At 62.8% G+C, this 26224-nt stretch carries 24 protein-coding genes; 20 read left to right on the top strand and 4 right to left on the bottom strand.

Features of this window, described 5'->3' with window-relative positions; translation table 11 throughout:
• The first annotated feature begins 379 nt into the window (after positions 1-379).
• Complete coding sequence (locus WH303_RS16280; RefSeq protein WP_339519781.1) at positions 380-2482, top strand: TonB-dependent receptor; 2103 nt, start codon at positions 380-382, stop codon at positions 2480-2482.
• A 79-nt stretch (positions 2483-2561) separates the two neighbouring features.
• On the opposite strand, the gene WH303_RS16285 is transcribed toward WH303_RS16280, so the two are convergent.
• Positions 2562-4118, bottom strand: coding sequence for a hypothetical protein (locus WH303_RS16285; protein WP_339519782.1), 1557 nt, complete (start codon positions 4116-4118; stop codon positions 2562-2564).
• A 131-nt stretch (positions 4119-4249) separates the two neighbouring features.
• Between WH303_RS16285 and WH303_RS16290 the strand changes: the two genes are divergently transcribed.
• The 7 genes from WH303_RS16290 to fghA all read left to right on the top strand — a co-directional run bounded on the left by WH303_RS16290 (position 4250) and on the right by fghA (position 15567).
• Positions 4250-4951: a transposase gene (locus WH303_RS16290; protein ID WP_339519783.1), complete on the top strand. Its 702-nt coding sequence runs from the start codon at positions 4250-4252 to the stop codon at positions 4949-4951.
• Between the two features lie 178 nt (positions 4952-5129).
• Complete coding sequence (locus tag WH303_RS16295) at positions 5130-9911, top strand: glutamate synthase-related protein (RefSeq protein WP_339519784.1); 4782 nt, start codon at positions 5130-5132, stop codon at positions 9909-9911.
• A gap of 102 nt (positions 9912-10013) precedes the next feature.
• Entirely contained in the window at positions 10014-11489 is a 1476-nt protein-coding gene (locus WH303_RS16300; protein WP_339519786.1) for a glutamate synthase subunit beta, read from the top strand.
• A 216-nt stretch (positions 11490-11705) separates the two neighbouring features.
• Positions 11706-11972: a metal/formaldehyde-sensitive transcriptional repressor gene (locus WH303_RS16305; protein WP_021026096.1), complete on the top strand. Its 267-nt coding sequence runs from the start codon at positions 11706-11708 to the stop codon at positions 11970-11972.
• Positions 11973-12155: 183 nt separating this feature from the next.
• Positions 12156-13271 (top strand): S-(hydroxymethyl)glutathione dehydrogenase/class III alcohol dehydrogenase, encoded by a 1116-nt coding sequence (locus WH303_RS16310; protein ID WP_116926434.1) that lies wholly within the window; start codon positions 12156-12158, stop codon positions 13269-13271.
• Between the two features lie 135 nt (positions 13272-13406).
• Positions 13407-14708, top strand: coding sequence for a DEAD/DEAH box helicase (locus WH303_RS16315; protein ID WP_339519787.1), 1302 nt, complete (start codon positions 13407-13409; stop codon positions 14706-14708).
• Complete coding sequence (gene fghA / locus WH303_RS16320) at positions 14701-15567, top strand: S-formylglutathione hydrolase (RefSeq protein WP_339519789.1); 867 nt, start codon at positions 14701-14703, stop codon at positions 15565-15567. The genes WH303_RS16315 and fghA overlap by 8 nt, the downstream gene beginning before the upstream one ends.
• Positions 15568-15630: 63 nt before the next feature.
• Here the strand turns inward: fghA and WH303_RS16325 are convergent, their stop codons facing one another.
• The 3 genes from WH303_RS16325 to WH303_RS16335 form a co-directional block, all read right to left on the bottom strand.
• Positions 15631-16263 carry a LysE family translocator gene (locus WH303_RS16325; RefSeq protein WP_339519790.1) on the bottom strand — a complete coding sequence of 211 codons (633 nt, stop codon included), beginning with the start codon at positions 16261-16263 and terminating at the stop codon, positions 15631-15633.
• A gap of 62 nt (positions 16264-16325) precedes the next feature.
• On the bottom strand, positions 16326-16625 hold the full coding sequence (locus tag WH303_RS16330) for a putative quinol monooxygenase (RefSeq protein ID WP_339519791.1): 300 nt from the start codon (positions 16623-16625) through the stop codon (positions 16326-16328).
• A gap of 32 nt (positions 16626-16657) precedes the next feature.
• Complete coding sequence (locus tag WH303_RS16335) at positions 16658-17095, bottom strand: DUF3293 domain-containing protein (RefSeq protein WP_339519792.1); 438 nt, start codon at positions 17093-17095, stop codon at positions 16658-16660.
• A 258-nt stretch (positions 17096-17353) separates the two neighbouring features.
• Between WH303_RS16335 and WH303_RS16340 the strand changes: the two genes are divergently transcribed.
• The 12 genes from WH303_RS16340 to WH303_RS16395 all read left to right on the top strand — a co-directional run bounded on the left by WH303_RS16340 (position 17354) and on the right by WH303_RS16395 (position 26222).
• Positions 17354-18166, top strand: coding sequence for an amino acid ABC transporter substrate-binding protein (locus tag WH303_RS16340; RefSeq protein WP_021026089.1), 813 nt, complete (start codon positions 17354-17356; stop codon positions 18164-18166).
• A gap of 209 nt (positions 18167-18375) precedes the next feature.
• Positions 18376-19029, top strand: a complete 654-nt coding sequence (locus WH303_RS16345; protein WP_021026088.1) for an amino acid ABC transporter permease — start codon at positions 18376-18378, stop codon at positions 19027-19029.
• A 54-nt stretch (positions 19030-19083) separates the two neighbouring features.
• Positions 19084-19872: an amino acid ABC transporter ATP-binding protein gene (locus WH303_RS16350; RefSeq protein ID WP_445228051.1), complete on the top strand. Its 789-nt coding sequence runs from the start codon at positions 19084-19086 to the stop codon at positions 19870-19872.
• 272 nt (positions 19873-20144) lie between these two features.
• Positions 20145-20975: an ABC transporter ATP-binding protein gene (locus WH303_RS16355; RefSeq protein ID WP_339519795.1), complete on the top strand. Its 831-nt coding sequence runs from the start codon at positions 20145-20147 to the stop codon at positions 20973-20975.
• A complete protein-coding gene (mlaE, locus tag WH303_RS16360) occupies positions 20975-21757 on the top strand; it encodes a lipid asymmetry maintenance ABC transporter permease subunit MlaE (RefSeq protein ID WP_021026085.1) in 783 nt (260 codons plus the stop codon). Before WH303_RS16355 ends, mlaE begins: the two co-directional genes overlap by 1 nt.
• Before the next feature lie 41 nt (positions 21758-21798).
• Positions 21799-22278 carry an outer membrane lipid asymmetry maintenance protein MlaD gene (gene mlaD / locus WH303_RS16365; protein ID WP_021026084.1) on the top strand — a complete coding sequence of 160 codons (480 nt, stop codon included), beginning with the start codon at positions 21799-21801 and terminating at the stop codon, positions 22276-22278.
• Positions 22279-22302: 24 nt separating this feature from the next.
• On the top strand, positions 22303-23073 hold the full coding sequence (locus tag WH303_RS16370; protein WP_339519796.1) for an MlaA family lipoprotein: 771 nt from the start codon (positions 22303-22305) through the stop codon (positions 23071-23073).
• 113 nt (positions 23074-23186) lie between these two features.
• Complete coding sequence (locus WH303_RS16375; RefSeq protein ID WP_021026082.1) at positions 23187-23834, top strand: MlaC/ttg2D family ABC transporter substrate-binding protein; 648 nt, start codon at positions 23187-23189, stop codon at positions 23832-23834.
• Positions 23835-23836: 2 nt separating this feature from the next.
• Complete coding sequence (locus tag WH303_RS16380; RefSeq protein WP_339519798.1) at positions 23837-24118, top strand: STAS domain-containing protein; 282 nt, start codon at positions 23837-23839, stop codon at positions 24116-24118.
• A gap of 55 nt (positions 24119-24173) precedes the next feature.
• On the top strand, positions 24174-25124 hold the full coding sequence (locus tag WH303_RS16385; RefSeq protein ID WP_021026080.1) for an ABC transporter ATP-binding protein: 951 nt from the start codon (positions 24174-24176) through the stop codon (positions 25122-25124).
• Positions 25121-25876: an ABC transporter permease gene (locus tag WH303_RS16390; protein WP_021026079.1), complete on the top strand. Its 756-nt coding sequence runs from the start codon at positions 25121-25123 to the stop codon at positions 25874-25876. Before WH303_RS16385 ends, WH303_RS16390 begins: the two co-directional genes overlap by 4 nt.
• Positions 25877-25979: 103 nt before the next feature.
• Positions 25980-26222, top strand: coding sequence for a BolA family protein (locus WH303_RS16395; protein ID WP_021026078.1), 243 nt, complete (start codon positions 25980-25982; stop codon positions 26220-26222).
• Positions 26223-26224: the final 2 nt, after the last annotated feature.

Here is a 26224-nt window from a genome sequence, read left to right on the forward strand (position 1 = left end):
CAGCCTCATCGTTCCCCCATCGCTTTGATGCGCCCATGCCGGTCGCAGGCTGCGGCTCGCCATGCCCTGGCCCCGGTAAGCCCTCTGTTGCTGGGGGCATTTCTCTGCTTTGAGGCGAGCCCAGCGCGGCCTGCGACGGCGCGCAGACAGCCCATGCGCTGCAGTTGCGGCGTTTCTTAACAAAATCTGAAGGCGCGTTAAGAAATCGCCTACTGTGGCTTTGTTGCTGCCTTGCATTCCTTTCTTAAAGATATGTAAATGAGAACCATTTTCCTCTTTAAGATGTGCGAGCTTTTCACGGTGGTAGCCAACCAGAGTGCGGATCTCCCATGCGGTACAGCCAGACCGAACACATACCAAGGCAATAAAAGGAACTGGAATGGCTTTCAAAACACAAGCCGTGGCAGCAGCAGTGGCGCTGCTGTGCACGGGCTATGCAGGGGCGCAGCAGGCGCCAGCTGAGACGACCTTGCAGGAAGTGCGCGTGCAGGGCGATACCGCAGCGGACGTGGGCTATGCAGCGCCCACGGCCAAGAGTGCCACCAAAATCGAAGCGCCTTTGCGCGACATTCCGCAAACCGTGAACGTGGTGCCCCAGCAGCTGATGCGCGACCAGGCCGTGCAGTCGATGCAGGACGTGCTCAAGGCCGTGCCCGGCATTGGCCTGTCGCATGGCGATGGCCAGCGCGACCAGGTGACGATCCGTGGCTTTTCGGCCATTGCCGACCAGTTTGTCGATGGCGTGCGCGATGACGCGCTGTACTTTCGTGACCTGTCCAATGTCGAGCAGGTCGAAGTGCTCAAGGGCCCGGCATCGGTGCTGTATGGCCGGGGCTCTTCGGGTGGCTTGATCAACCGCATCACCAAAAAGCCCGGTATCGACCGCAGCGAAGTGGGCCTGACCCTGGGCAGCTGGAACCAGCGCCGGGGCGAGTTTGACCTGGCACGCGCCCCGCAGGACAGCATCGTCTCCTACCGCCTGACCGGCGCCATCGAGCGCGCCGACAGCTACCGCGACCAGCAGTTTCTGGACCGCAAGGCGCTGGCCGGCTCGGTGCAGTTCAAGTTCAGCGCGGACACGCAGCTGCTGCTGCAGGCCGACTACCTCAAGGACAGCCGCCTCACCGACTTTGGCATTCCCGCCTTCCAGGGCCGCCCGGTCAACGTGTCGCCCCGCACCTACTTTGGCGCGGCCAATGCACGCGATACCGATGTGAGCACCTCCGAGGTGTATTCGGCATCGGCCACCTTGAGCCACCGCTTCAACGACAGCCTGAGCCTGCGCAATGTGCTGCGCTACTACGACTACAGCCTGGACCGCAGCAACACGCTGGTCGGCTCGGTCAACGAGAAGGCGCAGACGGCAACCCTCAACCGCGGCCATCTGGAGCGCGACGAGCACGGCTTTTTCAACCAGCTGGAGCTGACGCAAAAAGTCGATCTGGCCGGCATGCCGCACCAGATTCTGTACGGGCTGGAGCTGGGCCGCCAGAACAAGGGGCTGCTCAGCATCAGCCAGAACAATGTCGGCACGGTATCGCTGTTCAACCCGGTGCTGCCGGTCGTCTCGCCGGTGCTGACCGCTGCGCCGTCTGCCAACAACGACAGCGTCTTCAGCGTGGCCAGCGCCTATGTGCAGGACATGGTGACCCTGGCCCCGGAATGGAAGCTGCTGGCCGGCGTGCGCTATGACCGCTTCCGCCAGGAAACCGACAACTACACGCCAGGCAGCGTCAACCTGGGCCGCACCGATGTGGCCTGGAGCCCGCGCGTTGGCCTGGTCTACCAGCCGAGTAATGCGCTGTCGTACTACGTGTCGTTCAGCAAGTCCTTCCAGCCCTCGGGCGAGACCTTTGCGCTGGCGGCCAACAATGCCCAGCTGGCGCCGGAGAAGACCAGCAGCCGTGAGGTGGGGGTGAAGTGGGATCTGCTTGACGGCAAGGCCAGCGCCAATGCAGCGCTGTTCGAGATCGAGCGCACCAACATCAAGAGCGTGGACCCTGTGACCAACACCTTGGTCCCCCTGGGCGTGCAGCGCACGCGCGGCCTGGAGCTGAGCTTTGCTGGTGACCTGTCACAGGGCTGGCAGATCTGGTCGGGCTATGCCTACCTGCTGAGCGAGATGACCTCGTCACCTGCCGTCGATGCCGGTCAGGCCGTAGAAGGCAAGCGCGCCACCTTGACGCCCAAGCACAGCGCCAATATCTGGGTGACCAAAGCCCTGGGCCATGGCTTTGGCGCCGGTGGTGGCATCAACTATGTCGGCGCGCGTTTTGCCAACCCTGGCAATACCGTTGTGCTGCCGGGCTACGTCACCCTGGATGCCATGGCCTACTACCGCCTGAACAACGTGGACCTGCAGCTCAAGCTCAACAACCTGCTGGACAAGCGCTACATCGTGGCCGGCCACGGCTCCTCGCCCAACCTGAACCTGCCGGGCGCGCCGCGCTCGGTGCAACTGGTGGCGCGTTACCGCTTCTAAGCTGCAAAGCTGGTATGGAAAAAGGCCATCTGCCGTGGGCAGATGGCCTTTTGTCGTTGTGGGTGCAGCGGCGAGAGGCTTAGTCGATATTGCCCAGGCCTTGCAGGTTGCCGAAGCGATCGCGGATCTGGATCCAGTTGCTGCCCTGGTTCAGCAGCGGCAGTGTTAATGGGTAGGGCGTGGTGGAGGACCCGTTGTCAGACGCGCTGGCTTTGACACAGGACACAAAATCGAGGTTGTCCGGATTCTTTTGCGTGCAGCTCACCGAGCCGTCTGACGAGAGAACGACGCCATTATTTTCCTGGTTGAAAACCAGGTGGATATCTTGTGAATGTGAATACCACTCGCCAAACAGCTTGTCGGCCAGCGAAGGCTGGTTGTCCAGTCGCATGCGCACGATGGCCTTGGGCGCTTCTCCCGGAAAAGTAACGGTGCCGCGCTGCGAAAAATGGGGCGTGGGCTGCTCGCGGTTCAGTGCCAAATCGATGCGCACTGGGCCCGCGTCTGCCACCGGGTGCGCCGATTGGGCAGGGCCGCCCAGGCTGCGGCCGCCTGCATACTGGTTCAGCGCAAACTCGGCATAGGACGCCAAGCTGTTGACCCCCGCGCTGCCGTAGGCGCCGCTGCCCATATGGAAAGTGGGCTGGCCATTGGCACTGTAGTTGAAGACCTGCAGCACCATCGTGGAGTTTTGCACGTCCAGCGCCAGTCCGCGCCCTGGCTTGCCGGTCAGCTCATCCTGCACAATCCAGGTGCCATTGACGGGCATCAGTTGGTGGGTGTGCGTCATGGGTATGCCCGTCACGGTCGCTCCAGGGATCACGACGGACCAATAGTTTTGCTGCTGACGCTGATTGTTGGCTATGTTCACTGCAGAATCGCTTTGCCCGATCACCGTTAGCTGCTGCGCTGGCGAGTCTTTCATAGTGATCTGGCCCGCCAACTGGCCGCCCACGATTCGGAAGCGCAGACTGTCGATATCGCTGCCGCTGTCCGCAGCGCTGCAGACAAACTGGCCTTCGTCGGGTTCGAGGCTGCAAGGAAGGACATGTCCCATTGCAGACGAGCCAGGATGTTCCACCAGCACCGGCTGCCCTTGGCTATCGCGCTGAAGCATTGCACTGCGGTACTGCTTGAACTGCAGATCCTTGTCCAGTATCAGCAGATGCAGGCCGCGTTGGCCTATCTGGGCAAGTGGGTTGCTGATGCTCGGCGTGAATTCCTTGATCGCAAAGCGCTCCATCGCTGCGGGTGCTTCGCCGGGAAACTGCACGCTGCCCTTCAATCCATTGCTAAAGGACACGGTCACATCACCGGGCGAGCTGTCTTCTACGCCATCACGCGCTTCGCTGCCAAAGCTGCGCCCGCCGGTATAGCGAACGAGTGGGGCGGTGATGCTGTTGCCATCCAACTGCCCGGTTGCGGTGTAGAAAGTGGCATCGCCGTTCTTCTCATAGCCAAACACCTGCATGAAAAAGGTGTTGCCTTGCACATCGATGGCCAGGCCACGGCCAGGTTTGCCATCCAGCTCACTGCTGACGATCCAGGTACCCGCTTGGGGTGTGAAATCGCGTGCGGCCCAGCTGTTGGCGCTGAAGACCAACAAGGACGCAATCGCTAAAGAAGAAAAGCGCATTGTGTTTCAATCTCCCAGGTAATTGTCATAGTTGCCCGTTAGATCATAGCTAAGGGGCGTGCAAGCTAGCTGTCAGGGAAGCGTTGATAATGGTGCCGCCTCTCCACCCGCTGTCCTCGCCCATTACGCCCATGGCCCGCCTTCCCCGACTCAGTCTTCCTGACATGCCGCACCATGTGCTGCACCGGGGCAACAACCGGCAGACGGTTTTTGTCGATGACGAGGATTTCCAGCACTTCAGCGACTTGCTGCGCCAACTGGCGCAGACCCATCTGGTGGCAGTGCATGCCTTTGTGCTGATGCCCAACCATTTCCATCTGCTCTTAACACCCCAGACCGAGCAGGGCCTGCCGCTCTTGATGCAGGCGCTGGGCCGGGCCTATGTGCGTTATTTCAATGCGCGGCATGGGCGCAGTGGCACCTTGTGGGAAGGGCGCTACCGCTCGACGGTGGTCGAGCCGGCCGAGCCGTTGCTGCAATGCATCATCTATATCGATTCCAACCCGCAGCGCGCTGGCCTGGTTACCAAGGCGGAAGACTACCCCTGGTCCAGCTGCGCGCACCATTTGGGTGCAGAACCGCTGGCCTGGTTGCGTGATCCGGCGGCTTTCTGGGCCTTGGGCAACACCCCCTTTGCGCGGGAGGCCCGCTATGCCCAAATGCTGGCCTATGGCCTGTCGCAGCGCGAGTCTGGCGCGCTGACCGATGCCGTGCAAGGGGGCTGGGCGATGGGCAGTGAGGACTTTGTGCAATCCCTGCAGTCCAAAACGGTGCGTAGGCTGCACAAAAAGAGTGCGGGTCGTCCCCGTCTGCTAGCCCCTTCCGACGATTGAATTAAAAATGTCATATAAATCAACGATAATTTTGCTCATTTAAATATGACCCCAATTAATTGTTGAGAAAAATCATTTGAAAATAATTGGTATCTGACCCTAAATAAAAATCTTGCTCGGGTATTGCCAGCTGCTCTACATTGACTTTCCCGCGATAGATTATTTGAAGGATTGCGCCATGTCGGCTTCTGCACGCGAGCACATGCAAGCTCAGGGTCTGTATGACCCGACTCTGGAACACGATGCCTGCGGCGTCGGTTTTGTGGCCCACATCAAGGGCCAGAAGAGCCATGCCATCGTGACCCAGGCTCTGAAGATTCTGGAGAACCTGGACCACCGGGGTGCGGTGGGTGCCGACAAGCTGATGGGTGATGGCGCCGGTATCCTGATCCAGCTGCCCGACGCGCTCTACCGCGACGAGATGGCCGCCCAGGGCGTCAAGCTGCCGCCGTTTGGCGAATACGGCGTGGGCATGGTGTTCCTGCCCAAGGAACATGCATCGCGTCTGGCTTGCGAGGAAGAGCTCGAGCGCGCCATCAAGGCCGAAGGCCAGGTGCTGCTGGGCTGGCGCGATGTGCCGGTCAACCGCGAAATGCCCATGTCGCCCACCGTGCGCGAGAAAGAGCCGGTCATCCGCCAGGTGTTCATTGGCCGTGGCGCCGATGTGATCGTGCAGGATGCGCTGGAGCGCAAGCTGTATGTGATCCGCAAGACCGCCAGCGCGGCGATCCAGAACCTGCAGCTCAAGTACAGCAAAGAGTACTACGTGCCCAGCATGAGCAGCCGCACCGTGATCTACAAGGGTTTGCTGCTGGCCGACCAGGTGGGCACCTATTTCCGTGATCTGGAAGACGAACGCTGCGTCTCGGCGCTGGGCCTGGTGCACCAGCGCTTCTCGACCAACACCTTCCCCGAATGGCCACTGGCCCACCCTTACCGCTATGTGGCGCACAACGGTGAAATCAACACCGTCAAGGGCAACTACAACTGGATGCGTGCCCGCGAAGGCGTGATGAGCTCGCCCGTGCTGGGCAACGACCTGCAAAAGCTCTACCCGATCAGCTTTGCGCACCAGTCCGACACGGCCACCTTCGACAACTGCCTGGAGCTGCTGACCATGGCGGGCTACCCGCTGGCCCAGGCCGTGATGATGATGATCCCCGAGCCATGGGAACAGCACGCCACGATGGATTCGCGCCGCCGCGCTTTCTATGAATACCATGCCGCGATGATCGAGCCCTGGGATGGCCCCGCGTCGATCGTGTTCACCGATGGCCGCCAGATCGGCGCCACCCTGGACCGCAACGGCCTGCGCCCTGCCCGCTACTGCGTGACCGACGATGACTTCGTCATCATGGGCTCCGAATCGGGCGTGCTGCCCGTGCCCGAGCACAAGATCGTGCGCAAGTGGCGCCTGCAGCCTGGCAAGATGTTCCTGATCGATCTGGACCAGGGCCGCTTGATCGACGACGAGGAAGTCAAGTCCTCGCTGACCAATGCCAAGCCCTATATGCGCTGGATCGAAGACCTGCGCATCCGCCTGGACGATGTGGTCAAGCCCGTGGCCGGCGAATCGCAGGTCGACCAGCAGGCCAAGGCCTCGCAAGAGTTCGGCGCGATTGCCGATGAGCAGCAGTCGCCCGAGTTGCTGGACCTGCAGCAGGCCTTTGGCTACACCCAGGAAGACATCAAGTTCCTGATGAGCCCGATGGCCGCCAATGGTGAAGAAGGCATTGGCTCGATGGGCAATGACAGCCCGCTGGCTGTGCTCTCGGACAAGAACAAGCCGCTGTACAACTACTTCCGCCAGATGTTCGCGCAGGTGACCAACCCGCCGATCGATCCGATCCGTGAAGCGATTGTGATGAGCCTGGTGTCCTTCATCGGCCCCAAGCCCAACCTGCTCGACATCAACCAGGTGAACCCACCGCTGCGTCTGGAAGTGACCCAGCCGGTGCTGGACTTCACCGACATGGTCAAGCTGCGCAACATCCGCTCGCACACCGCTGGCAAGTTCAGCTCGGCCGTGCTCGATATCACCTACCCGCTGGAATGGGGCAGTGAAGGCGTGGAAGCGCGCCTGGCTTCGCTGTGCGCACAAGCGGTTGATGCGATCAAGACCGGCAACAACATCCTGATCATCAGCGACAAGGGTGTCAGCAAGGACCGCGTGGCCATCCAGGCACTGCTGGCGCTGTCGGCCATCCACCAGCACCTGATCCGCGAAGGCCTGCGTACGGCCTGCGGTTTGGTGGTGGAAACCGGCACCGCCCGCGAAGTGCACCACTTCGGCGTGCTGGCCGGCTACGGTGCCGAAGCCGTGCACCCCTACCTGGCGCTCGAGACGATCACCTCGATCCACAAGCACCTGCCCGGCGATCTGTCGGCAGACAAGGCGATCTACAACTACATCAAGGCCATCGGCAAGGGTCTGTCCAAGATCATGTCGAAGATGGGTGTGTCCACCTACATGTCCTACTGCGGTGCGCAGCTGTTCGAGGCCGTCGGCATCAACAGCGAAACCATCGACAAGTACTTCACCGGCACCTCCAGCCGCGTCGAAGGCCTGGGTGTGTTCGAGATCGGTGAAGAAGCCATCCGCCGCCACAAGGCGGCCTTTGGCAACGACCCGGTGCTGGCCACCATGCTGGACACCGGTGGCGAATACGCCTGGCGTGCCCGTGGTGAAGAGCATATGTGGAGCCCCGATGCGATTGCCAAGCTGCAGCACTCGACCCGCGCCAACAGCTTCAACACCTACAAGGAATATGCGCAGCTGATCAACGACCAGAGCAAGCGCCACATGACCTTGCGTGGCCTGTTCGAGTTCAAGATCGACCCTGCCAAGGCCATCCCGGTCGAGCAGGTCGAATCGGCGGCCGAGATCGTCAAGCGCTTTGCCACCGGCGCCATGTCGCTGGGCTCGATCAGTACCGAAGCCCATGTGACCCTGGCCGTGGCGATGAACCGCATTGGCGGCAAGAGCAACACCGGCGAAGGCGGTGAAGACCCCGCCCGTTACCGCAATGAGTTGAAGGGCATCCCGATCAAGCAGGGCGAGTCGCTGGCGTCGATCATCGGCAAGGACCAGATCGAATCGGACTACGTGCTGCAAGACGGCGACAGCCTGCGCTCGCGCATCAAGCAAGTGGCATCGGGCCGCTTTGGTGTGACGGCCGAGTACCTGGCCTCTGCGGACCAGATCCAGATCAAGATGGCGCAGGGTGCCAAGCCCGGTGAAGGCGGTCAGTTGCCTGGCGGCAAGGTGACCGAGTACATCGGCAAGCAGCGTTACTCGGTGCCTGGTGTGGGCCTGATCTCGCCGCCGCCGCACCACGACATCTACTCGATCGAGGACCTGGCCCAGCTGATCCACGACCTGAAGAATGTCGCTACGCACTCGTCGATCAGCGTCAAGCTGGTGTCCGAAGTGGGCGTGGGCACGATTGCCGCCGGCGTTGCCAAGTGCAAGGCCGACCATGTGGTGATCGCCGGCCATGACGGCGGCACGGGCGCATCGCCCTGGTCGTCGATCAAGCATGCGGGCTCGCCTTGGGAAATCGGCCTGGCCGAAACCCAGCAGACCCTGGTGCTCAACGGCCTGCGCAGCCGTATCCGGGTGCAGGCAGACGGCCAGATGAAGACCGGCCGCGACGTGGTGATTGGTGCACTCTTGGGCGCTGATGAGTTCGGCTTTGCCACCGCACCGCTGGTGGTTGAGGGCTGCATCATGATGCGCAAGTGCCACCTCAACACCTGCCCGGTGGGTGTGGCCACGCAAGACCCCGAGCTGCGCAAGAAATTCAGCGGCAAGCCCGAGCATGTGGTGAACTTCTTCTTCTTCATCGCCGAAGAAGCGCGCCAGATCATGGCCCAGCTGGGTATCTCCAAGTTCGACGATCTGGTGGGCCGTGCTGATCTGCTGGACATGAAGGCCGGTATCACCCACTGGAAGGCCAAGGGCCTGGACTTCAACCGCCTGCTGGCCCGTGCCGAAGTGGCGGACGATGTGCCGCTCTACCACACGCAAAACCAGGACCATGGTCTGGAAAAGGCCTTCGACAACATCCTGATCGAGAAGTCGCGTCCTGCCATCGACAAGGGCGAGCGGGTCAAGATCCTGGAGACCGTGCGCAATGTGAACCGCACCGTGGGCGCCATGCTCTCGGGCGCGGTGACCAAGGTGCATGCCGAAGGTCTGCCTGACGACACCATCCACATCCGTGTCGAAGGCACGGGCGGCCAGTCCTTTGGCGCCTTCCTGTGCAACGGCATCACCCTGTACCTGGTCGGCGACGCGAACGACTACACCGGCAAGGGCCTGTCCGGCGGCCGTGTGGTGGTGCGCCCGAGCCTGGATTTCCGTGGCGAAGCGCACAAGAACATCATCGTGGGCAACACCGTGATGTACGGCGCGACCACCGGTGAGGCCTTCCTGAGCGGCGTTGCTGGCGAGCGCTTTGCGGTGCGCCTGTCGGGTGCCACGGCCGTGGTCGAAGGCACGGGTGACCATGGTTGCGAATACATGACCGGCGGCACCGTGCTGGTGCTGGGCAAGACCGGCCGCAACTTTGCAGCCGGCATGAGCGGTGGCGTGGCCTACGTCTATGACGAGGACGGCCAGTTCGCCAGCCGCTGCAACACCACGATGGTGACCATGGACAAGGTGCTGAGCCAGTCCGAGCAGGAGGCCAGCATCGACAAGGGCATCTGGCACAACGGCCAGACCGACGAAGCGCAGCTCAAGCGCCTGCTCGCCGACCATCTGCGCTGGACCGGCAGCAAGCGTGCCCGTGATCTGCTGGACAACTGGGCGGAAGTGCGCAGCAAATTCGTCAAGGTCTTCCCAACCGAGTACAAGCGCGCGCTGGGTGAGATCCATGCCCGCGCCGAAGCCAAGGCGCAGGTCGCCAAGGCCAAGACCTCGGCCAAGAAGAGTGTGGACGCCGCTGCAAAGTGAGGCCCTGGCGGCCTGGCCGCCAAGCACCCAGCCCCTTATTAATGACCACGATTGCTGTCCCCGCCAACGCGGCGCGGGCAGCAGCCAAGCAAGAGATCGATCATGGGAAAAGTCACAGGCTTTATGGAATTTGCGCGTATCGACGAGGGTTATGCACCCGTTGAAGATCGCCTCAAGCACTACAAGGAATTTGTTGTTGGCCTGAACTCGCAGCAGGCCAAGCAGCAAGGCGCCCGTTGCATGGACTGCGGCACGCCGTTCTGCAACAGCGGCTGCCCGGTCAACAACATCATTCCGGATTTCAACGATCTGGTGTACCGCGCCGATTGGGCGGCAGCCTTTCATGTGCTGGACTCGACCAACAACTTCCCCGAGTTCACCGGCCGCATCTGCCCCGCGCCTTGCGAAGCAGCCTGCGTGCTGAACATCAACAACGACCCGGTGGGCATCAAGTCCATCGAGCACGCCATCATTGACCGTGCCTGGGAAGAGGGTTGGGTGCAGGCGCGCCCCGCCAAGCACCAGAGCGGCAAGAAGGTGGCTGTGGTCGGCTCCGGCCCTGCCGGCATGGCCGCTGCCCAGCAGTTGGCACGTGCAGGCCATGCGGTGACCCTGTTCGAAAAGAACGACCGCATTGGCGGCCTGCTGCGCTACGGCATCCCTGACTTCAAGCTCGACAAGCTGCACATCGACCGCCGCGCCGCCCAGCTGCAAGCCGAAGGCGTGACCATCCGCACCGGTGTGCTGGTGGCCGGCAAGGATGGCCTGGGCAAGGACAGCAAGGTCACCAACTGGGCCAAGGAAACCGTCTCGCCCGAGCAGCTCAAGTCCGAGTTCGACGCGGTGCTGCTGACCGGCGGCTCCGAGCAGTCGCGCGATCTGCCCGTGCCCGGCCGTGAGCTGGACGGCGTGCACTACGCGATGGAGTTCCTGCCCCAGCAAAACAAGATCAATGCCGGCGACAAGCTCAAGGGCCAGATCCGTGCGGATGGCAAGGACGTCATCGTCATCGGCGGTGGCGACACCGGCAGTGACTGCGTGGGCACCAGCAACCGCCACGGCGCCAAGAGCGTCACCCAGTTCGAGGTGATGCCCATGCCGCCCGAAGAGGAAAACAAGCCCCTGGTCTGGCCCTACTGGCCGATCAAGCTGCGCACCAGCTCCAGCCACGAAGAAGGCGCCGTGCGTGAGTTCGCGATCTCGACCAAGACCTTCAATGGTGACAAGGGCAAGGTCAAGAGCCTGACCACCGTGCAGGTCGAGTTCAAGGACGGCAAGCTGAGCGAAGTCAAGGGCACCGAAAAGGAATGGCCCGCCGACCTGGTGCTGCTGGCCATGGGTTTTGTGAACCCGGTCTCGCCGGTGCTGGAAGCCTTTGGCGTCGACAAGGACGCCCGTGGCAACGCCCGCGCCACCACCGACTTCACAGGCGGCTACGCCACCAATGTGGACAAGGTGTTTGCCGCTGGCGACATGCGCCGTGGCCAGTCGCTGGTGGTCTGGGCCATCCGCGAAGGCCGCCAGGCTGCCCGCTCCATCGACGAGTACCTGATGGGCTGGAGCGATCTGCCGCGCTAAAACCGCTAGCCACCCACCTACCCAAGACCGCAGCCGAGGCTGCGGTCTTTTTTTATACTTGCTCGGCCTGAGAGAATTCGAGATATCCAGCATACCCCCAGGGGGTACCAGGGGTTTTCATCTATTTTTCATATGTAATTTTTATAAATTGCATTTATACTCTAGCCCAGTACCTGAGTTTGGCGTGCTTTTGCGCCGTTGCGAACACCGCCTGCCATGCCCCATAACGCCGAAGACAAGCACCGCGCCATCACCCGCCTGCGCCGCATCAAGGGCCAGGCGGAGGCCCTGGAGCGGGCGGTGGAGGCGGGCAGTGATTGCGCCCCCATCCTGCAGCAGCTCGCCGCCATGCGCGGGGCCGTACACGGCCTGATGGCCGACTTGCTCGATGGCCATATGCGCGAGACCATGGCCAAGCAGCCAGCGCCATCGCAGGCGGATATTGATGAAATGCTGTCGCTACTGCGTTCGTACTTGAAATGAACACCCCCTGTGGCGCTGCGCGCCTTCCCCCCGCTCTCGCATGGCGGTGCCATGCGGGCAGGGGGACGACAGCCTCGGTGCGGGGCGGCGCGGCCGGCGTTGGGCCTTCCTCGCTGTCTCGCGGCTGGGCAGCGTCCGTGTTATGAATATTTGTCCATCGTTTGACCTACAAGGAGTCCACCCATGAAATCCCGCGCCGCTGTTGCCTTCAAAGCCGGAGAGCCTTTGCAGATTGTCGAGATCGACGTTGCGCCCCCCCAGAAGGGCGAAGTGCTGGTCAAGATCACCCACACGGGCGTGTGCCACACGGATGCCTTCACCTTGAGCGGTGATGACCCCGAAGGCATCTTCCCGGCGGTGCTGGGCCATGAAGGCGCCGGCATCGTGGTGGAAGTGGGCGAGGGCGTCACCAGCGTCCAGCCGGGCGACCACGTGATTCCGCTGTACACGGCAGAGTGCGGCGAATGCCTGTTCTGCAAAAGTGGCAAGACCAACCTCTGCGTGGCGGTGCGCGCCACCCAGGGCAAGGGTGTGATGCCCGATGGCACCACGCGCTTCAGCTACAACGGCGAGCCGATCTACCACTACATGGGCTGCTCCACGTTCTCGGAATACACCGTGGTGGCAGCGGTGTCGCTGGCCAAGGTCAACCCCGATGCCAACCCCGAGCAGGTCTGCCTGCTGGGCTGTGGCGTGACCACCGGCCTGGGTGCTGTGAAGAACACCGCCAAGGTGCAAGAGGGCGATACCGTGGCCGTGTTCGGTCTGGGTGGCATTGGCCTGGCGGTGATCCAGGGCGCGCAGCTGGCCAAGGCTGGCCGCATCATTGCGGTGGATACCAACCCCGGCAAGTTCGAGCTGGCCAAGACCTTTGGCGCGACCGACTGCATCAACCCCAAGGATTTCGACAAGCCGATCCAGCAAGTGATCGTCGAGATGACCGGCTGGGGCGTGGACCACAGCTTTGAATGCATCGGCAGCACCCAGGTGATGCGTGCAGCGCTGGAATGCGCGCACCGTGGCTGGGGCCAGAGCGTGATCATCGGCGTGGCGGGCGCGGGCCAGGAAATCTCTACCCGTCCCTTCCAGCTGGTGACCGGCCGCAAATGGCTGGGCACTGCTTTTGGCGGCGTCAAGGGCCGCAGCGAGCTGCCCGGCATGGTGGAAGACGCGATGGCCGGCAAGATCAAGCTCGAACCCTTTGTCACCCACACCATGGGTCTGGCCAAGATCAACGAGGCTTTCGACCTGATGCATGAAGGCAAGTCGATCCGCTCGGTGGTCAATTACGCCAGCTAGGCACTGCTGGCCGAACCTGACCAGCGCCGGCTGCCAGCATGCGCTGCAATAGTCCTGCGCAGCGCTGGCGGCGCTGCCAGGGGCGACAATGCGAGGCTTGTTGTCCCTGCGGCCCGGCCCGCACCATTGAAATCCATGTCTTTTACCTCTCTTGGCCTTGCTCCGTCGCTGGCCCACGCTGCCCAGGCCCATGGCCTGGTTGCACCCACGGCCATCCAGACCCAAGCCATTCCGGCCATTCTGGACGGGCGTGATCTGCTGGGCTGCGCGCCCACCGGCTCGGGCAAGACGGCGGCCTATGTGCTGCCGCTGATGCAGGCCTGGATGCTGAGCGACGCGGCAGGCCAGGCGGGCCGCCACGAGACGCAGGCCTTGATCCTGGTGCCCACGCGCGAGCTGGCCACCCAGGTGGCCGAGCTGGTCTACTTTGTTGGCGAGGCCCTGGGCCGCCGCCCCAAGGTGGCCGTGCTCACTGGTGGTGTCTCCATCAATCCCCAGCTGCTGGCCCTGCGCGGCGGCGTGGATCTGGTGATTGCCACTCCCGGGCGCCTGCTCGATGTGGTGGCGCACAGCAAGCTGCGGCTGGACACCATCAGCACCCTGGTGTTGGACGAGGCCGACCGCTTGATGGACCTGGGTTTTGCCGAGGAGCTGCACAGCGTGCTGGGCCTGGTGCCCGCGCGTGAGCAGCGCCAGACCCTGCTGCTGTCGGCCACCTTTGCCCCGGCGGTGCAGGCGCTGGTGCCCACCTTGCTGCGTGCCACGCATGAGACGGTGGAGATCGCCTCGACCCACCTGCAGGACGCCACCATCGTGCAGGAGGCCTACTACCTCGATGCCGCCAAGCGCACGGCCTGGCTGCGTGAGCTGGTCACCCAGTACGCCGGCCAGCGCATGCTGGTGTTTGTGGCCAGCCGCTACAGCGCCGAGCATGTGGCCAACAAGCTTTATGACAAGGGCATCAGCGCCACCGCCTTCCATGGCGAGCTGAGCCAGGGCGCGCGCCAGCAGGTGCTGCAGGAGTTCCGCAGCAGCCAGTGGCAGGTGCTGGTCACCACCGATCTGGCCGCGCGGGGCATCCATGTCGAGGCACTGCCCCTGGTCATCAACTACGACCTGCCGCGATCGCCCACCGACTACACCCACCGCATCGGCCGTACCGGCCGGGCCGGTATCTCGGGCCTGGCCATCAGCCTGGTGACCCCCGCCAGCCTGGCGCACTGGAAGCTGATCGCCAAGCGCAATGGGCTGGATGTGGCGCTGCAGACCCTGGACCAGTACCCGGTGACCGAAGCGGTGCCCGCGCATGCGCCCTCTGAAGACGCCGGCAATGGCGGCATCAAGGGCAAGCGCATGAGCAAGAAAGACAAGCTGCGTGCAGCGGCCGCCCAGGCCGCATCCCCGCAACCCCCTAGCGAAGGAAATTCCGATGTCTGAAGCCCAAGCCAGCCTCAAGCTGCAGGCGGCCCATGCCTGCTTTGGCGGCGCCCAGCGTTTCTATGAGCATTTCTCCAGCCAGATCGGCCTGGCGATGAAGTTCTCGGTGTTTCTGCCGCCCAAGGCGGTGGAGGGCGAGAAAGTGCCCGCGCTGCTGTACCTGGCAGGCCTGACCTGTACCGAAGAGACCTTCATGACCAAGGCCGGCGCCCAGCGCCTGGCGGCGTCGCTGAACGTGGCCCTGGTCACCTGCGACACCAGCCCGCGCGGCGCGGGCCTGCCTGGCGAGGCAGAGAGCTGGGACTTTGGCGTGGGCGCCGGTTTTTACCTGGATGCCACGGCCAAGCCCTGGGCGCTGCACTGGCGCATGGAAAGCTACATCCTCGAAGACCTGCTGCCGCTCTTGGGCGCCAAGCTGCCGATCGACCTGCAACGCCTGGGCATCTTTGGCCACAGCATGGGCGGCCATGGCGCGCTCACCCTGGCGCTGCGCCACCCCGGCGTGTTCAAGTCGGTTTCGGCCTTTGCGCCGATTGCCAATCCCATTAACTGCCCCTGGGGCCAGAAAGCCTTTGCCGGCTACCTGGGCGATAACCAGGCCGAATGGGCGCAGCACGATGCCACCGCCTTGATGGCCGCGCAAAAGCAGCCGCCATACCCGGCCGGCATCCTCGTCGACCAGGGCCTGGCCGACAAGTTCTTGCTGGAAAAGCAGCTGCTGCCCGAAGCCTTTGAAGCCGCCTGCACCCAGGTCGGCCAGCCGCTCACACTGCGCCGCCATGGCGGCTATGACCATGGCTACTACTTCATCCAGAGCTTTATCGATGAGCACCTGCGCTTTCACGTGAGCCAGCTGTAAACAAAGCCCGATACGCGGGTTTCTGCCAGGCGCTGCGGCCCACCCCGGGCTGCAGCGCCGGTTTTACTTGCGGGCCTCAGTCAGCATGCGCAGCGCCAGGCCTGCGAGCACGGTGCCCATCATCCAGCGCTGCAGCTGCACCCAGCTGGGGCGGCTGGCCAGAAACACGGCGATCGAGCCGGCCAGCATCGCGATGGCGGCATTCACGCTGATGCTGATAACGATCTGCGTGAAGCCCAGCACCATCGACTGCGAAAAAACGCTGCCCTGTGCCGGTGTGATGAACTGCGGCAGCAGCGACAAATACATCACCGCAATCTTGGGGTTGAGCAGGTTCGTCAGAAAACCCATCGCAAACAGTTTGCGTGGGCTGTCCTGCGGCAACTGGCGCAGCGCAAACGGGGAGCGCCCTCCGGGCTTGACCGCCTGCCAGGCCAGGTACAGCAGGTACAGCGCGCCGCCAATGCGCAGTGCGTCATAGGCGTAGGGGATGGCCATCACGATCGCGGTGATGCCCAGGGCCGCGCACAGCATGTAGAAGACAAAGCCCAGGGCCACACCGCCCAGCGAGATCAGCCCGGCAACCCGCCCCTGGCATATCGAGCGCGAGATCAGGTAGACCATGTTGGGCCCGGGGGTCAGGACCATGCCCAGGGAAATGAGGCCAAAGGCGAGCCAGTTGTGGAATTCAGGCATGGGCGGCGTGCAAGCGGTGGGGTGGAGAAGGGAACCGTCGGAGAGGAGGGCGCCAGCTGCGATCAGGTGCTGCGCGGCGCGCCCACCTCATAGACGCGCAGATTGCGCTCGCCCATCTCCAGCGCAGGCCAGGCAGCGCGCCAGGCCTGGATATGGCTGGAGGCAAAGTGCGCATCCAGCGCGGCCTGGTCGCTCCAGAGCTCTTTGACGTGGATCAGCCCGGGCACCAGCACATCCTGGGCGTAGCCATATTCCAGGCAGCCTGGCTCGGCGCGTGAGGCTTCCACCATCGCCTGCATGGCGGGCAGGGCGCGTTCCAGGTTCGCGGCGGGCAGGCGGACGGTGCCAACGATCAACAGCATGGGTTTTCCTCTCAAAGGGTTGACAGTCGGGGTCAGCGCATCCAGCCGGGTACCTTGGTTTCCAACAGCTGGGGCACCATGTCGGCGCTGGTCCATACCACCGCCAACTGCTCCCACTGCGCGGCCCAGCGCTGGGCATCGTCGCGGCCCATGCCGATGACGAGAAACCCAGGCTCGGCCGGCCAGCCGTTGGCAGGGTGCTGGGCAACGGCGGGCAGCGCGGCAAAGCCGGCAGTGCCCAGCGCGCGGCCCAATTGGGCATGGCGCTCGATGTTCTCGTCCTTGTCCAGCAGCTCGCCCATGGGGTTGAAGGCGGTGATGAAGCAACTGCAATCGGTCTGGTGCTGCTGGTAGAGGGCGCCAAGCGCTGCCTGGACCTGGCCCAGCTGCAGGATGAACGGGGTCTGGTTCAGCACGTGGTACTGGGTTTCTTCAAAGGCCTTGCGCAGTTCGGGCGAGAGGGTGGTCATAAATAAGGGGCCGCCAGTGTTGTAAATCATGCACGCGCGGCAAGAGACGGCCGTGATGTCAAGATGCCCTGGTCGCCAGATGGCAGCCGGGGCAGCCATCGTAGCGGCTTGCGGACGTCCGACTAGGCCGGCAGAGTTTTCCACACAAGCGACACGAATTTCGTGTGATCGGAGACAATACGAGATTCGCCTGCACGCTGATGCTTGTACAAAACAAGCCAAGTGCTCTTATTTTGTCTTTCTCTTTGGTTGAGACACATGAAAAAACGTTCTTTCGTTGCCACCCTGGCGCTGACTGCCTTGCTCACCGCTTGCGGCAAGAATGATGCGCCCAAGCCTGCGGCTGAAGCACCCGCGCCTGCGCCTGTTGCGGCGGCGGTCACCAAGCTGGTGGTGGGTCTGGACGACAACTTCCCGCCCATGGGTTTCCGTGACGAGAAGAACGAAATCGTGGGTTTTGACATCGACATGGCCCGCGAAGCGGCCAAGCGCGCTGGCATCGAAGTGGAATTCAAGCCAATCGACTGGAACGCCAAGGAAGCCGAGCTGCTGGGCAAGCGCGTCGATGCACTGTGGAATGGCCTGACCATTCTGGAAGAGCGCAAGGAAAAGATCCTCTTCACCGACCCCTACATGGTCAACAAGCAGATCATCATCGTGAAGGCCGGCTCGCCGATCAAGACCAAGGCCGACATGGCAGGCAAGATCGTTGGCGCCCAGGAAGGCTCCAGCGCCGTGACCGCGATGGAAAAGGACAAGGAGCTGTCCGCCCAATTCAAGGAAACCAAGCTGTTTGGCGACAACATCGCTGCGCTGATGGACGTGGAAGCTGGCCGTCTGGACGTGGTGGTGGTGGACGAGGTCGTGGGCCGTTACCTGGTCTCCAAGAAGCCTGACAACTATGTGGTGCTGGCTGAAGACTTTGGCACTGAAGACTATGGCGTGGGCTTCCGCAAGGACGACGAAGCCACCCGCAACAAGATCAACGACGTGCTGTCTGAGATGAAGAAGGACGGCAAGGCCGAAGAAATCGCCAAGAAGTGGTTTGGCGCCGACGTGATCAAGCACTGATCTGCGTGTGACTTTGCACCGGGCCGGCACAGCGTGCCGGTCTTGTGCTTTTGGGCGCAGCCCATGGCCGCCGCAGCGCTGGGCGCTGCCCGGCGGCCAGAACGGATTTTTTTGACAGGAGTGCCAGACCAGGAGCGCCAACGCGTTCCAAGGCGCTCGTGCCTGTGGCAGCGAAGCCCGCGAAGCCGCTGCCACCGTGAAGGCCATCGATGGATTATGTAATTTCAATGCTGGGGCCGCTGTCCAACGGCGCCCTGGTGACTCTCAAGCTGTTTTTCATCACCCTGGCGCTGTCGGTGCCACTGGGTCTGGCCCTGGCGTTGGCGCGCATCTCGCGCTTCAAGGCGCTGGCGCGCTTTGTCGAGGCCTATATCTGGCTGATGCGCGGCACGCCGCTGATGCTGCAGCTGCTGTTCATCTATTTCGCGCTGCCCTTTGTGCCGGTGATTGGCGTGCGCCTGCCGGACTTCCCCTCGGCCGTCGTGGCATTCGCGCTGAACTACGCGGCCTATTTTGCCGAGATCTTCCGCGCCGGTATCCAGAGCGTGGACCGGGGCCAGTACGAAGGCGCGAAGGTGCTGGGCCTGTCCTACAGCCAGACCATGCGCCGCATTGTGCTGCCGCAGATGGTGCGCACCATTTTGCCGCCGGTCAGCAACGAGACCATCACCCTGGTCAAGGACACCTCGCTGATCTATGTGCTCGCTCTCAACGACCTGCTGCGCGCCGCGCGTGGCATTGTGCAGCGCGACTTCACGACCACGCCCTTTGTGGTGGCGGCCGCCTTCTACCTGCTGATGACCCTGGTGCTGACCTGGGGCTTCAACCGACTGGAAAAGCGCTATGCGAAATACGACGCATAAGTGGCTGGTAGCGGTCGGTGGATGGAAAGCGGCAACGGCGAACAGCGCAGGAGAATGGCGATGACAGGCAATGACATGGGCACCCCGGTGATGGTGCAGGCGCGCGATATCTGCAAGGCCTTCAACGGCAACGAGGTGCTCAAGCGCGTCTCGCTCGATATCCACAAGGGCGAGGTGATGGCGGTGATCGGGCCCTCGGGTTCGGGCAAGAGCACCTTTTTGCGCTGCTTGAACCACCTCGAAGTGATCGATTCGGGCTCGGTCGTGGTCGAGGGCCAGACCTTGGTCAGTACCAATGCCCAGGGCCAGGCCCAGTACGCACCCGAGGCCCAGATGCGCGCCATTTTGCGCCGCATGGGCATGGTCTTCCAGGGCTTCAACCTGTTCCCACATCTGTCGGTGATCGACAACATCACCGAGGCACCGATGGTCGTCAAGGGCCTGACGCGCGAGCAGATCATGCCCAAGGCCCAGGAGCTGCTGCGCAAGGTCGGTCTGCTGGAGAAGGCCGATGCCTATCCGGCACGGTTGTCGGGCGGCCAAAAACAGCGCGTGGCCATTGCCCGGGCGCTGGCGATGGAGCCGGACATCATGCTGTTTGACGAGCCCACCTCGGCGCTGGACCCGGAGCTGACCGGCGAAGTGCTGCGCACCATGCGCCAGCTCGCCGAGGAGCACATGACCATGCTGGTGGTCACCCACGAAATGGGCTTTGCCCGCGAGGTGGCCAATACCGTGGTGTTCATGGACCAGGGCGCCCTGATCGAGGCCAAGCCTGCGCGCGCCTTCTTCGAGGACTGCAGCCATCCCCGCATTCGTTCCTTTTTGGACAATATGCTTTAATCGTGGGCGCTTCTCACTGTTGTTGACGCTGTGAACAACGGGCCAAGAGGCTGCCTGTGCGATGCTGAAGACTTGCCCGATCAGGCAAGCGACGGCAATAGCCTGTTGCCTTGCGGGGCTTAGCCCGTCCGGGTTACGATCTGGCTATATAAATACATTCATGAATGTTTGTTACAAGCGGTAAGCTTGATGGCTTGCGCTGCGGCAACTGACTACAGAAAAGAGCCCTGCCCCCTCTTATGATGACGATGCCGGATGTTGCCGGCTTTTCTATGCAATCTTCTGCCTCACCACCTCTTGTCGAACTGCGCAATGTCACCTTTGGCTATGGTGACCGCACCATCTTGCGTGATGTGTCGCTGACCATCCCGCGTGGGAAGGTGACTGCGCTGATGGGCGCATCCGGTGGCGGCAAAACCACGGTGCTGCGCCTGATTGGCGGCCAGGCCCGCGCCCAGGCCGGCCAGGTGTTGCTCGACGGCCAGGATGTGGGGGCGATGAGCCAGGCGCAGCTCTATGCCGCGCGGCGCCGCATGGGCATGTTGTTCCAGTTTGGCGCGCTGTTCACCGATATGACGGTGTTCGAGAACGTGGCTTTTCCGCTGAGCGAACACACCCAGCTGTCCGATGCGATGGTGCGCGACATTGTGCTGATGAAGCTGCAGGCCGTGGGCCTGCGCGGCGCGCGCGATTTGATGCCCTCGCAGATCTCCGGCGGCATGGCCCGGCGCGTGGCGCTGGCCCGTGCCATGGCGCTGGACCCGGAATTCATCATGTACGACGAGCCCTTTGCCGGTCTCGACCCGATTTCGCTGGGCACCTCGGCGCAGCTGATCCGCGAGCTCAACGACGCGCTGGGCCTGACCAGCATCATCGTCTCGCACGATCTGGAAGAGACCTTCAAACTGGCCGACCAGGTGATCATCCTGGGCCCTGGGGTGGTGGCCGCGCAGGGTACGCCCGATGAGGTGCGTGCCAGCAGCGACCCGCTCGTGCACCAGTTTGTCAACGCGCTGGCGCAGGGGCCGGTGCCTTTCCATGTGCAAGGGCCCAGCATCGATGAAGATTTTGGCCCTGGCGCCGCCAAGAAGGGAGGCCGCTGATGCGTTGGTGGCACCCTGCTGATATCGGTTTTGCGCTGCGCTCCAAGGCTGCGGCGGTGGGCCAGGCCACGCGCCTGCTGCTGCGCCTGGTCGCCGGGCTGGGCTATGTGCTCAAGCGTCCGGGCCTGCTGCGCGACCAGATCCACTTTTTGGGCAATTATTCGCTGGCCATCATTGGCGTCTCGGGCCTCTTCGTCGGCTTTGTGCTGGGGCTGCAGGGCTACTACATCCTGCAGCGCTACGGCTCGGCCGAGGCCGTGGGCATGATGGTGGCGCTGACCCTGCTGCGCGAGCTGGGCCCGGTGGTGACGGCGCTGCTGTTTGCTGGCCGTGCCGGCACCGCATTGACGGCCGAGATTGGCCTGATGAAGGCGGGCGAGCAGCTCTCGGCCATGGAGATGATGGCCGTCAATCCGATCGAGCGCATTCTGGCGCCGCGCTTTTGGGCCGGCCTGATTGCGATGCCGCTGCTGGCGGCGGTGTTCAGTGCCGTCGGCATCATGGGCGGCTGGATTGTTGGCGTATTGATGCTGGGCATCGATGGCGGCGCTTTCTGGGGCCAGATGCAAAGCGGTGTCGATGTGTTCCAGGATCTGGGCAACGGCGTGATCAAGAGCATCGTCTTTGGCATCACGGTGACCTTTGTCGCCTTGCTCCAAGGCTTTGTCGCCAAGCCCACTCCCGAAGGTGTCTCGCGTGCCACCACGCGCACCGTGGTCATGGCCTCGTTGTCGGTGTTGGCGCTGGACTTCATGCTCACGGCCATGATGTTCAGCATCTGACGCCTGCCCTGTAGATAGAGAAAAGAGAAACGGATTCGCATATGCAGCCCTCCAAAACCGATATCTGGGTTGGCCTGTTTGTCATGCTGGGCGCTGCCGCGCTGGTGTTCCTGGCCTTGCGCGCAGGCAATCTGCTGACCCTGGATTTCAACAAAGGCTATGAGGTCACCGCCCGCTTTGACAACATTGGCGGCTTGAAGCCGCAGGCCGCCGTGCGCAGCGCCGGCGTCAAGGTCGGCCGTGTCAAAAGCATTGGCTTCAATGACCAGACCTTCCAGGCCGATGTCCATATCGAGCTGACCAATGGCTACGCCTTTCCCAAGGACAGCTCGTTCAAGATCCTGACCAGCGGCCTGCTGGGCGACCAGTACGTGGGCGTGGAGGCCGGCTTTGATGAAAAGCCCTTGGTCAGTGGTGATACCGTCACCAATACACAATCTGCCATCGTGCTGGAAAATCTGATCGGCCAGTTCCTGTATGGCAAGGCCTCAGAGAGCTCCGCACCCAAAGCCGCCGAATAACACAAGCAAAAAAAGAGAACGATGATGCGTTATCCAATCCACCTCCCAGCCCGCACCTGGATGCTGGCCTCCTCCCTGGGCCTGGCTGCGCTGCTGGCCGGCTGCGCCAGCGGCCCTGGCGCCAACCCCCGCGACCCGCTGGAGCCCTACAACCGGGCGATGTTCAGCTTCAACGATGCCGTCGACAGCGCGGTGCTCGAGCCCGTGGCCACCGGCTACCGCGATGTGACGCCGACTGTGGTGCGCACCGCCGTGACCAACTTCTTCGCCAACCTGGGTGACCTGTGGTCGGCCGTGAACAACGCGCTGCAGCTCAAGGGCGAGGGCACCTACAACAGCGTGGTGCGCTTTACTACCAACACCGTGTTTGGTCTGGGCGGTCTGATCGACATCGCCAGCGAGATGGACATCGAGCGCCACAAGCAGGACTTTGGCCTGACCCTGGCACGCTACGGCATGCCCGCCGGTGCCTATATCGTCTGGCCTTTGCTGGGCCCCTCGACCATCCGTGACTCCGCCGGCATGGTGGTGGACTGGCAAGGCAATGTGGTCAGCTCGATCAACGATGTGCCGGTGCGCAACTCGCTGACCGGTCTGCGCATCGTCAACACCCGCGCCAACCTGCTGGGCACCACGTCGCTGGTGCAGTCTGCGGCACTCGACAAGTACAGCTTCACCCGTGACGCCTACCTGCAGCTGCGCCAGAACGCCAGCCAGTCCGCTGAGGACGAGGACGAGACCCAGTGGATGAACGAGTCGGCCGCAGACCCCCAGCCCCAGGGCGGCGTCAAATAAGCCGGCGTTATAAAGACTTACAAGAAATAGAGCGGTGCATGCAACTGCATGGCCGCCTCAGTATCAAAAGTGCTCTGAGTCTGAATCGCAGACCTGGGCTGAAAGGAAAGCATATGTTCAATCGTCGCGCATGGGTGCAGTACTCCGCCGCAGTGGCTGCCGTGGCCTGCATGGCATCGGCCCCTCTGGTGGCCAGCGCCGCCGACATGGCGCCCGACGCCATGATCAAGCAACTCTCGGACGAGGTGCTCAACACCTTGAAGACCGACCAGTCCATCCGCGGTGGTGATGTCTCCAAGATCACCTCGTATGTCGACAGCGTGGTCATGCCCAATGTGGATTTCCGCCGCATGATGGCTTCGGCCGTTGGCCCCAAGTGGCGCACGGCCACGGCTGCGCAGCAGCAGCAACTGCAAGATGAGTTCAAGAAGCTGATGGTCAACACCTACGCCGGTGCGCTGCACCAGGTGAGCAACCAGACCATCAATGTCAAGCCGGTGCGCATGCAGGCAGGCGACAAAGAGGTGGTGGTGCGCTCCGAGATCCTGGGCCGTGGTGACCCGATCCAGCTGGACTACCGCCTGCAAAAGACGCCGGGCCAGGGCATGGGCTGGAAGATCTACAACCTGAACGTGATGGGCATCTGGATGGTGGAGACCTACCGCAACCAGTTCCAGGAAGAGTTGAACAAGCCCGGTGGCAGCCCGCAGACCTTGATCGACTCGATCGCTGCCCGCAACAAGGCCAACGCAGGCAAGTAAGCATGGCCGCGCTCAGCCTGCCTTCGACCTTGACCCATGACCAGGCACAGGCCTGCCTGCAGCACTTGCAGGCGGGCATGGCGCAGCTGCCAGCGGGGGCTGTGGTGCAGATCGATGCCAGTGCCTTGGCGGTGTTTGACTCGTCGGCGCTGGCGGTGATGCTGGGCAGCCGGCGCGCGGCACTGGGGGCCGGCCGGCCCTTTGAGATGCGCGGCGTGTCCGCGCCGCTGCTGTCGCTGGCCCGCCTCTATGGTGTCGATGGCCTGCTGACCACCGCCGGCTGAGCGCTGAATCCCCAGGACAGCGCCATCTGGCCGCTGCGCCTACAATGGCCGACTCATGTCCGCCATCGCATTCCAATCCGTCTCCAAGGTCTACCAGACCGCCAAGGGGCCCTTCCAGGCATTGAACAACGTCAGCCTCGATATCGAGGAAGGGGAGTTCTTTGGCCTGCTCGGCCCCAACGGCGCGGGCAAGACCACCATGATCAGTATTCTGGCCGGCCTGGCCCGCGCCAGCAGTGGCTCCGTCAAGGTGCTGGGCAGCGATGTGCGCGAGGATTACGCCAACGCGCGCCGCAAGCTCGGTATCGTGCCGCAGGAGCTGGTTTTTGATCCCTTTTTCAATGTGCGCGAGTCGCTGCGCATCCAGTCGGGCTATTTCGGTGTGAAGAACAACGATGCCTGGATCGATGAGCTGCTCGAGAGCCTGGGTCTGGCCGACAAGGCCACGGCCAATATGCGCCAGCTGAGCGGCGGCATGAAGCGCCGCGTGCTGGTGGCCCAGGCGCTGGTGCACAAGCCGCCGATCATCGTGCTCGATGAGCCCACGGCAGGCGTCGATGTGGAGCTGCGCCAGACCTTGTGGCAGTTCGTCAGCAAGCTCAACAAGCAAGGCCATACGGTGCTGCTCACCACCCATTACCTGGAAGAGGCCGAAGCGCTGTGCAACCGCATTGCGATGCTGCGCTCGGGCCATGTGGTGGCGCTGTCGACCATGGCCGAGCTGCTGCAGGGCAGCTCCTCGAACGTGCTGCAGTTCAAGACCGATGGCCTGCTGCCGGCCGATCTGGCCGCCCAGGCGCGCATCACCGGCCGCATTGTGCAGTTGCCCGCCAGCAGCGCAGCGGATGTGGAGCGCATCCTCGCCCAGCTGCGCACGGCAGGTGTGGTGGTGGAAGACCTGGAGATCCGCCGCGCGGATCTGGAGGATGTGTTCTTGCAAGTGATGGCGCGCGATGCCGTGGTGGACCATGCCACCACGCAACTGGGTGCGGGAGTGGCACGATGAGCGGCTGGCAAACCCTGTTTTACAAAGAAGTGCTGCGTTTTTGGAAGGTGAGCTTCCAGACCGTGGCCGCGCCGGTGCTGACCGCTGTGCTCTACCTGCTGATCTTTGGCCATGTGCTGCAAGGCCGCGTGACCGTGTTCAGCGATGTCAGCTACACCGCTTTCCTGGTGCCGGGCCTGGTGATGATGAGCCTGCTGCAAAACGCCTTTGCCAACAGCTCGTCGAGCCTGGTGCAAAGCAAGATCATGGGCAGCCTGGTGTTTGTGCTGCTGACGCCGCTGTCGCACTGGGGCTGGTTCTTTGCCTTTGTCGGCGCCTCCATCGTGCGGGGTCTGGCCGTCGGCCTGGGTGTCTATGTGATCACCTTGTTCTTCGCGCCACCGCATTTTGCATCGCTGCCCTGGGTGCTGATGTTTGCCGTGCTGGGCGCGGGCCTGATGGGCACGCTGGGCCTGCTGGCGGGCCTGTGGGCGGACAAGTTCGACCAGATGGCTGCGTTCCAGAACTTTGTGATCGTGCCGATGACCTTTCTGTCGGGCGTGTTCTATTCGATCCAGTCGCTGCCCCCGTTCTGGCAAAAGGTCAGCCACCTGAACCCGTTCTTCTACATGATCGACGGCTTCCGCTATGGCTTTTTTGGCCAGAGCGACACCTCGCCCTGGCTGAGCCTGGGTATTGTGGCGGTCGCCTGGCTGCTGGTGAGTGCATTGGCGGTGCAGCTGCTGCGCACCGGCTACAAGATCCGCAACTGATGAACATTGGCTGCAGCCCACGCGTGGCTGCAGTCGCCTGGCCAGCAGCCCGCCCCACGGACCGGCTGGCAGGCATTTAGAACCGACTAAGTGAGAGCGTGCAATGACTGCTGAGGACCTCAAAGACATCATCACCGCCGGCCTGGCCTGCGAACATATTGCGCTGGAGGGCGACGGCCGCCACTGGTTTGCCACCATCGTGTCGCCTGCCTTTGAAGGCAAGCGCCTGATCCAGCGCCACCAGCTGGTCTACGCCACCTTGGGCCAGAAGATGCATACCGATGAGGTGCATGCACTGTCGATGAAGACGCACACCCCTGCCGAGTGGGCTGCCCAGCAGGCCTGATT

The organism is Comamonas sp. MYb69 (assembly GCF_037479315.1).
Classification (GTDB): domain Bacteria; phylum Pseudomonadota; class Gammaproteobacteria; order Burkholderiales; family Burkholderiaceae_C; genus Comamonas.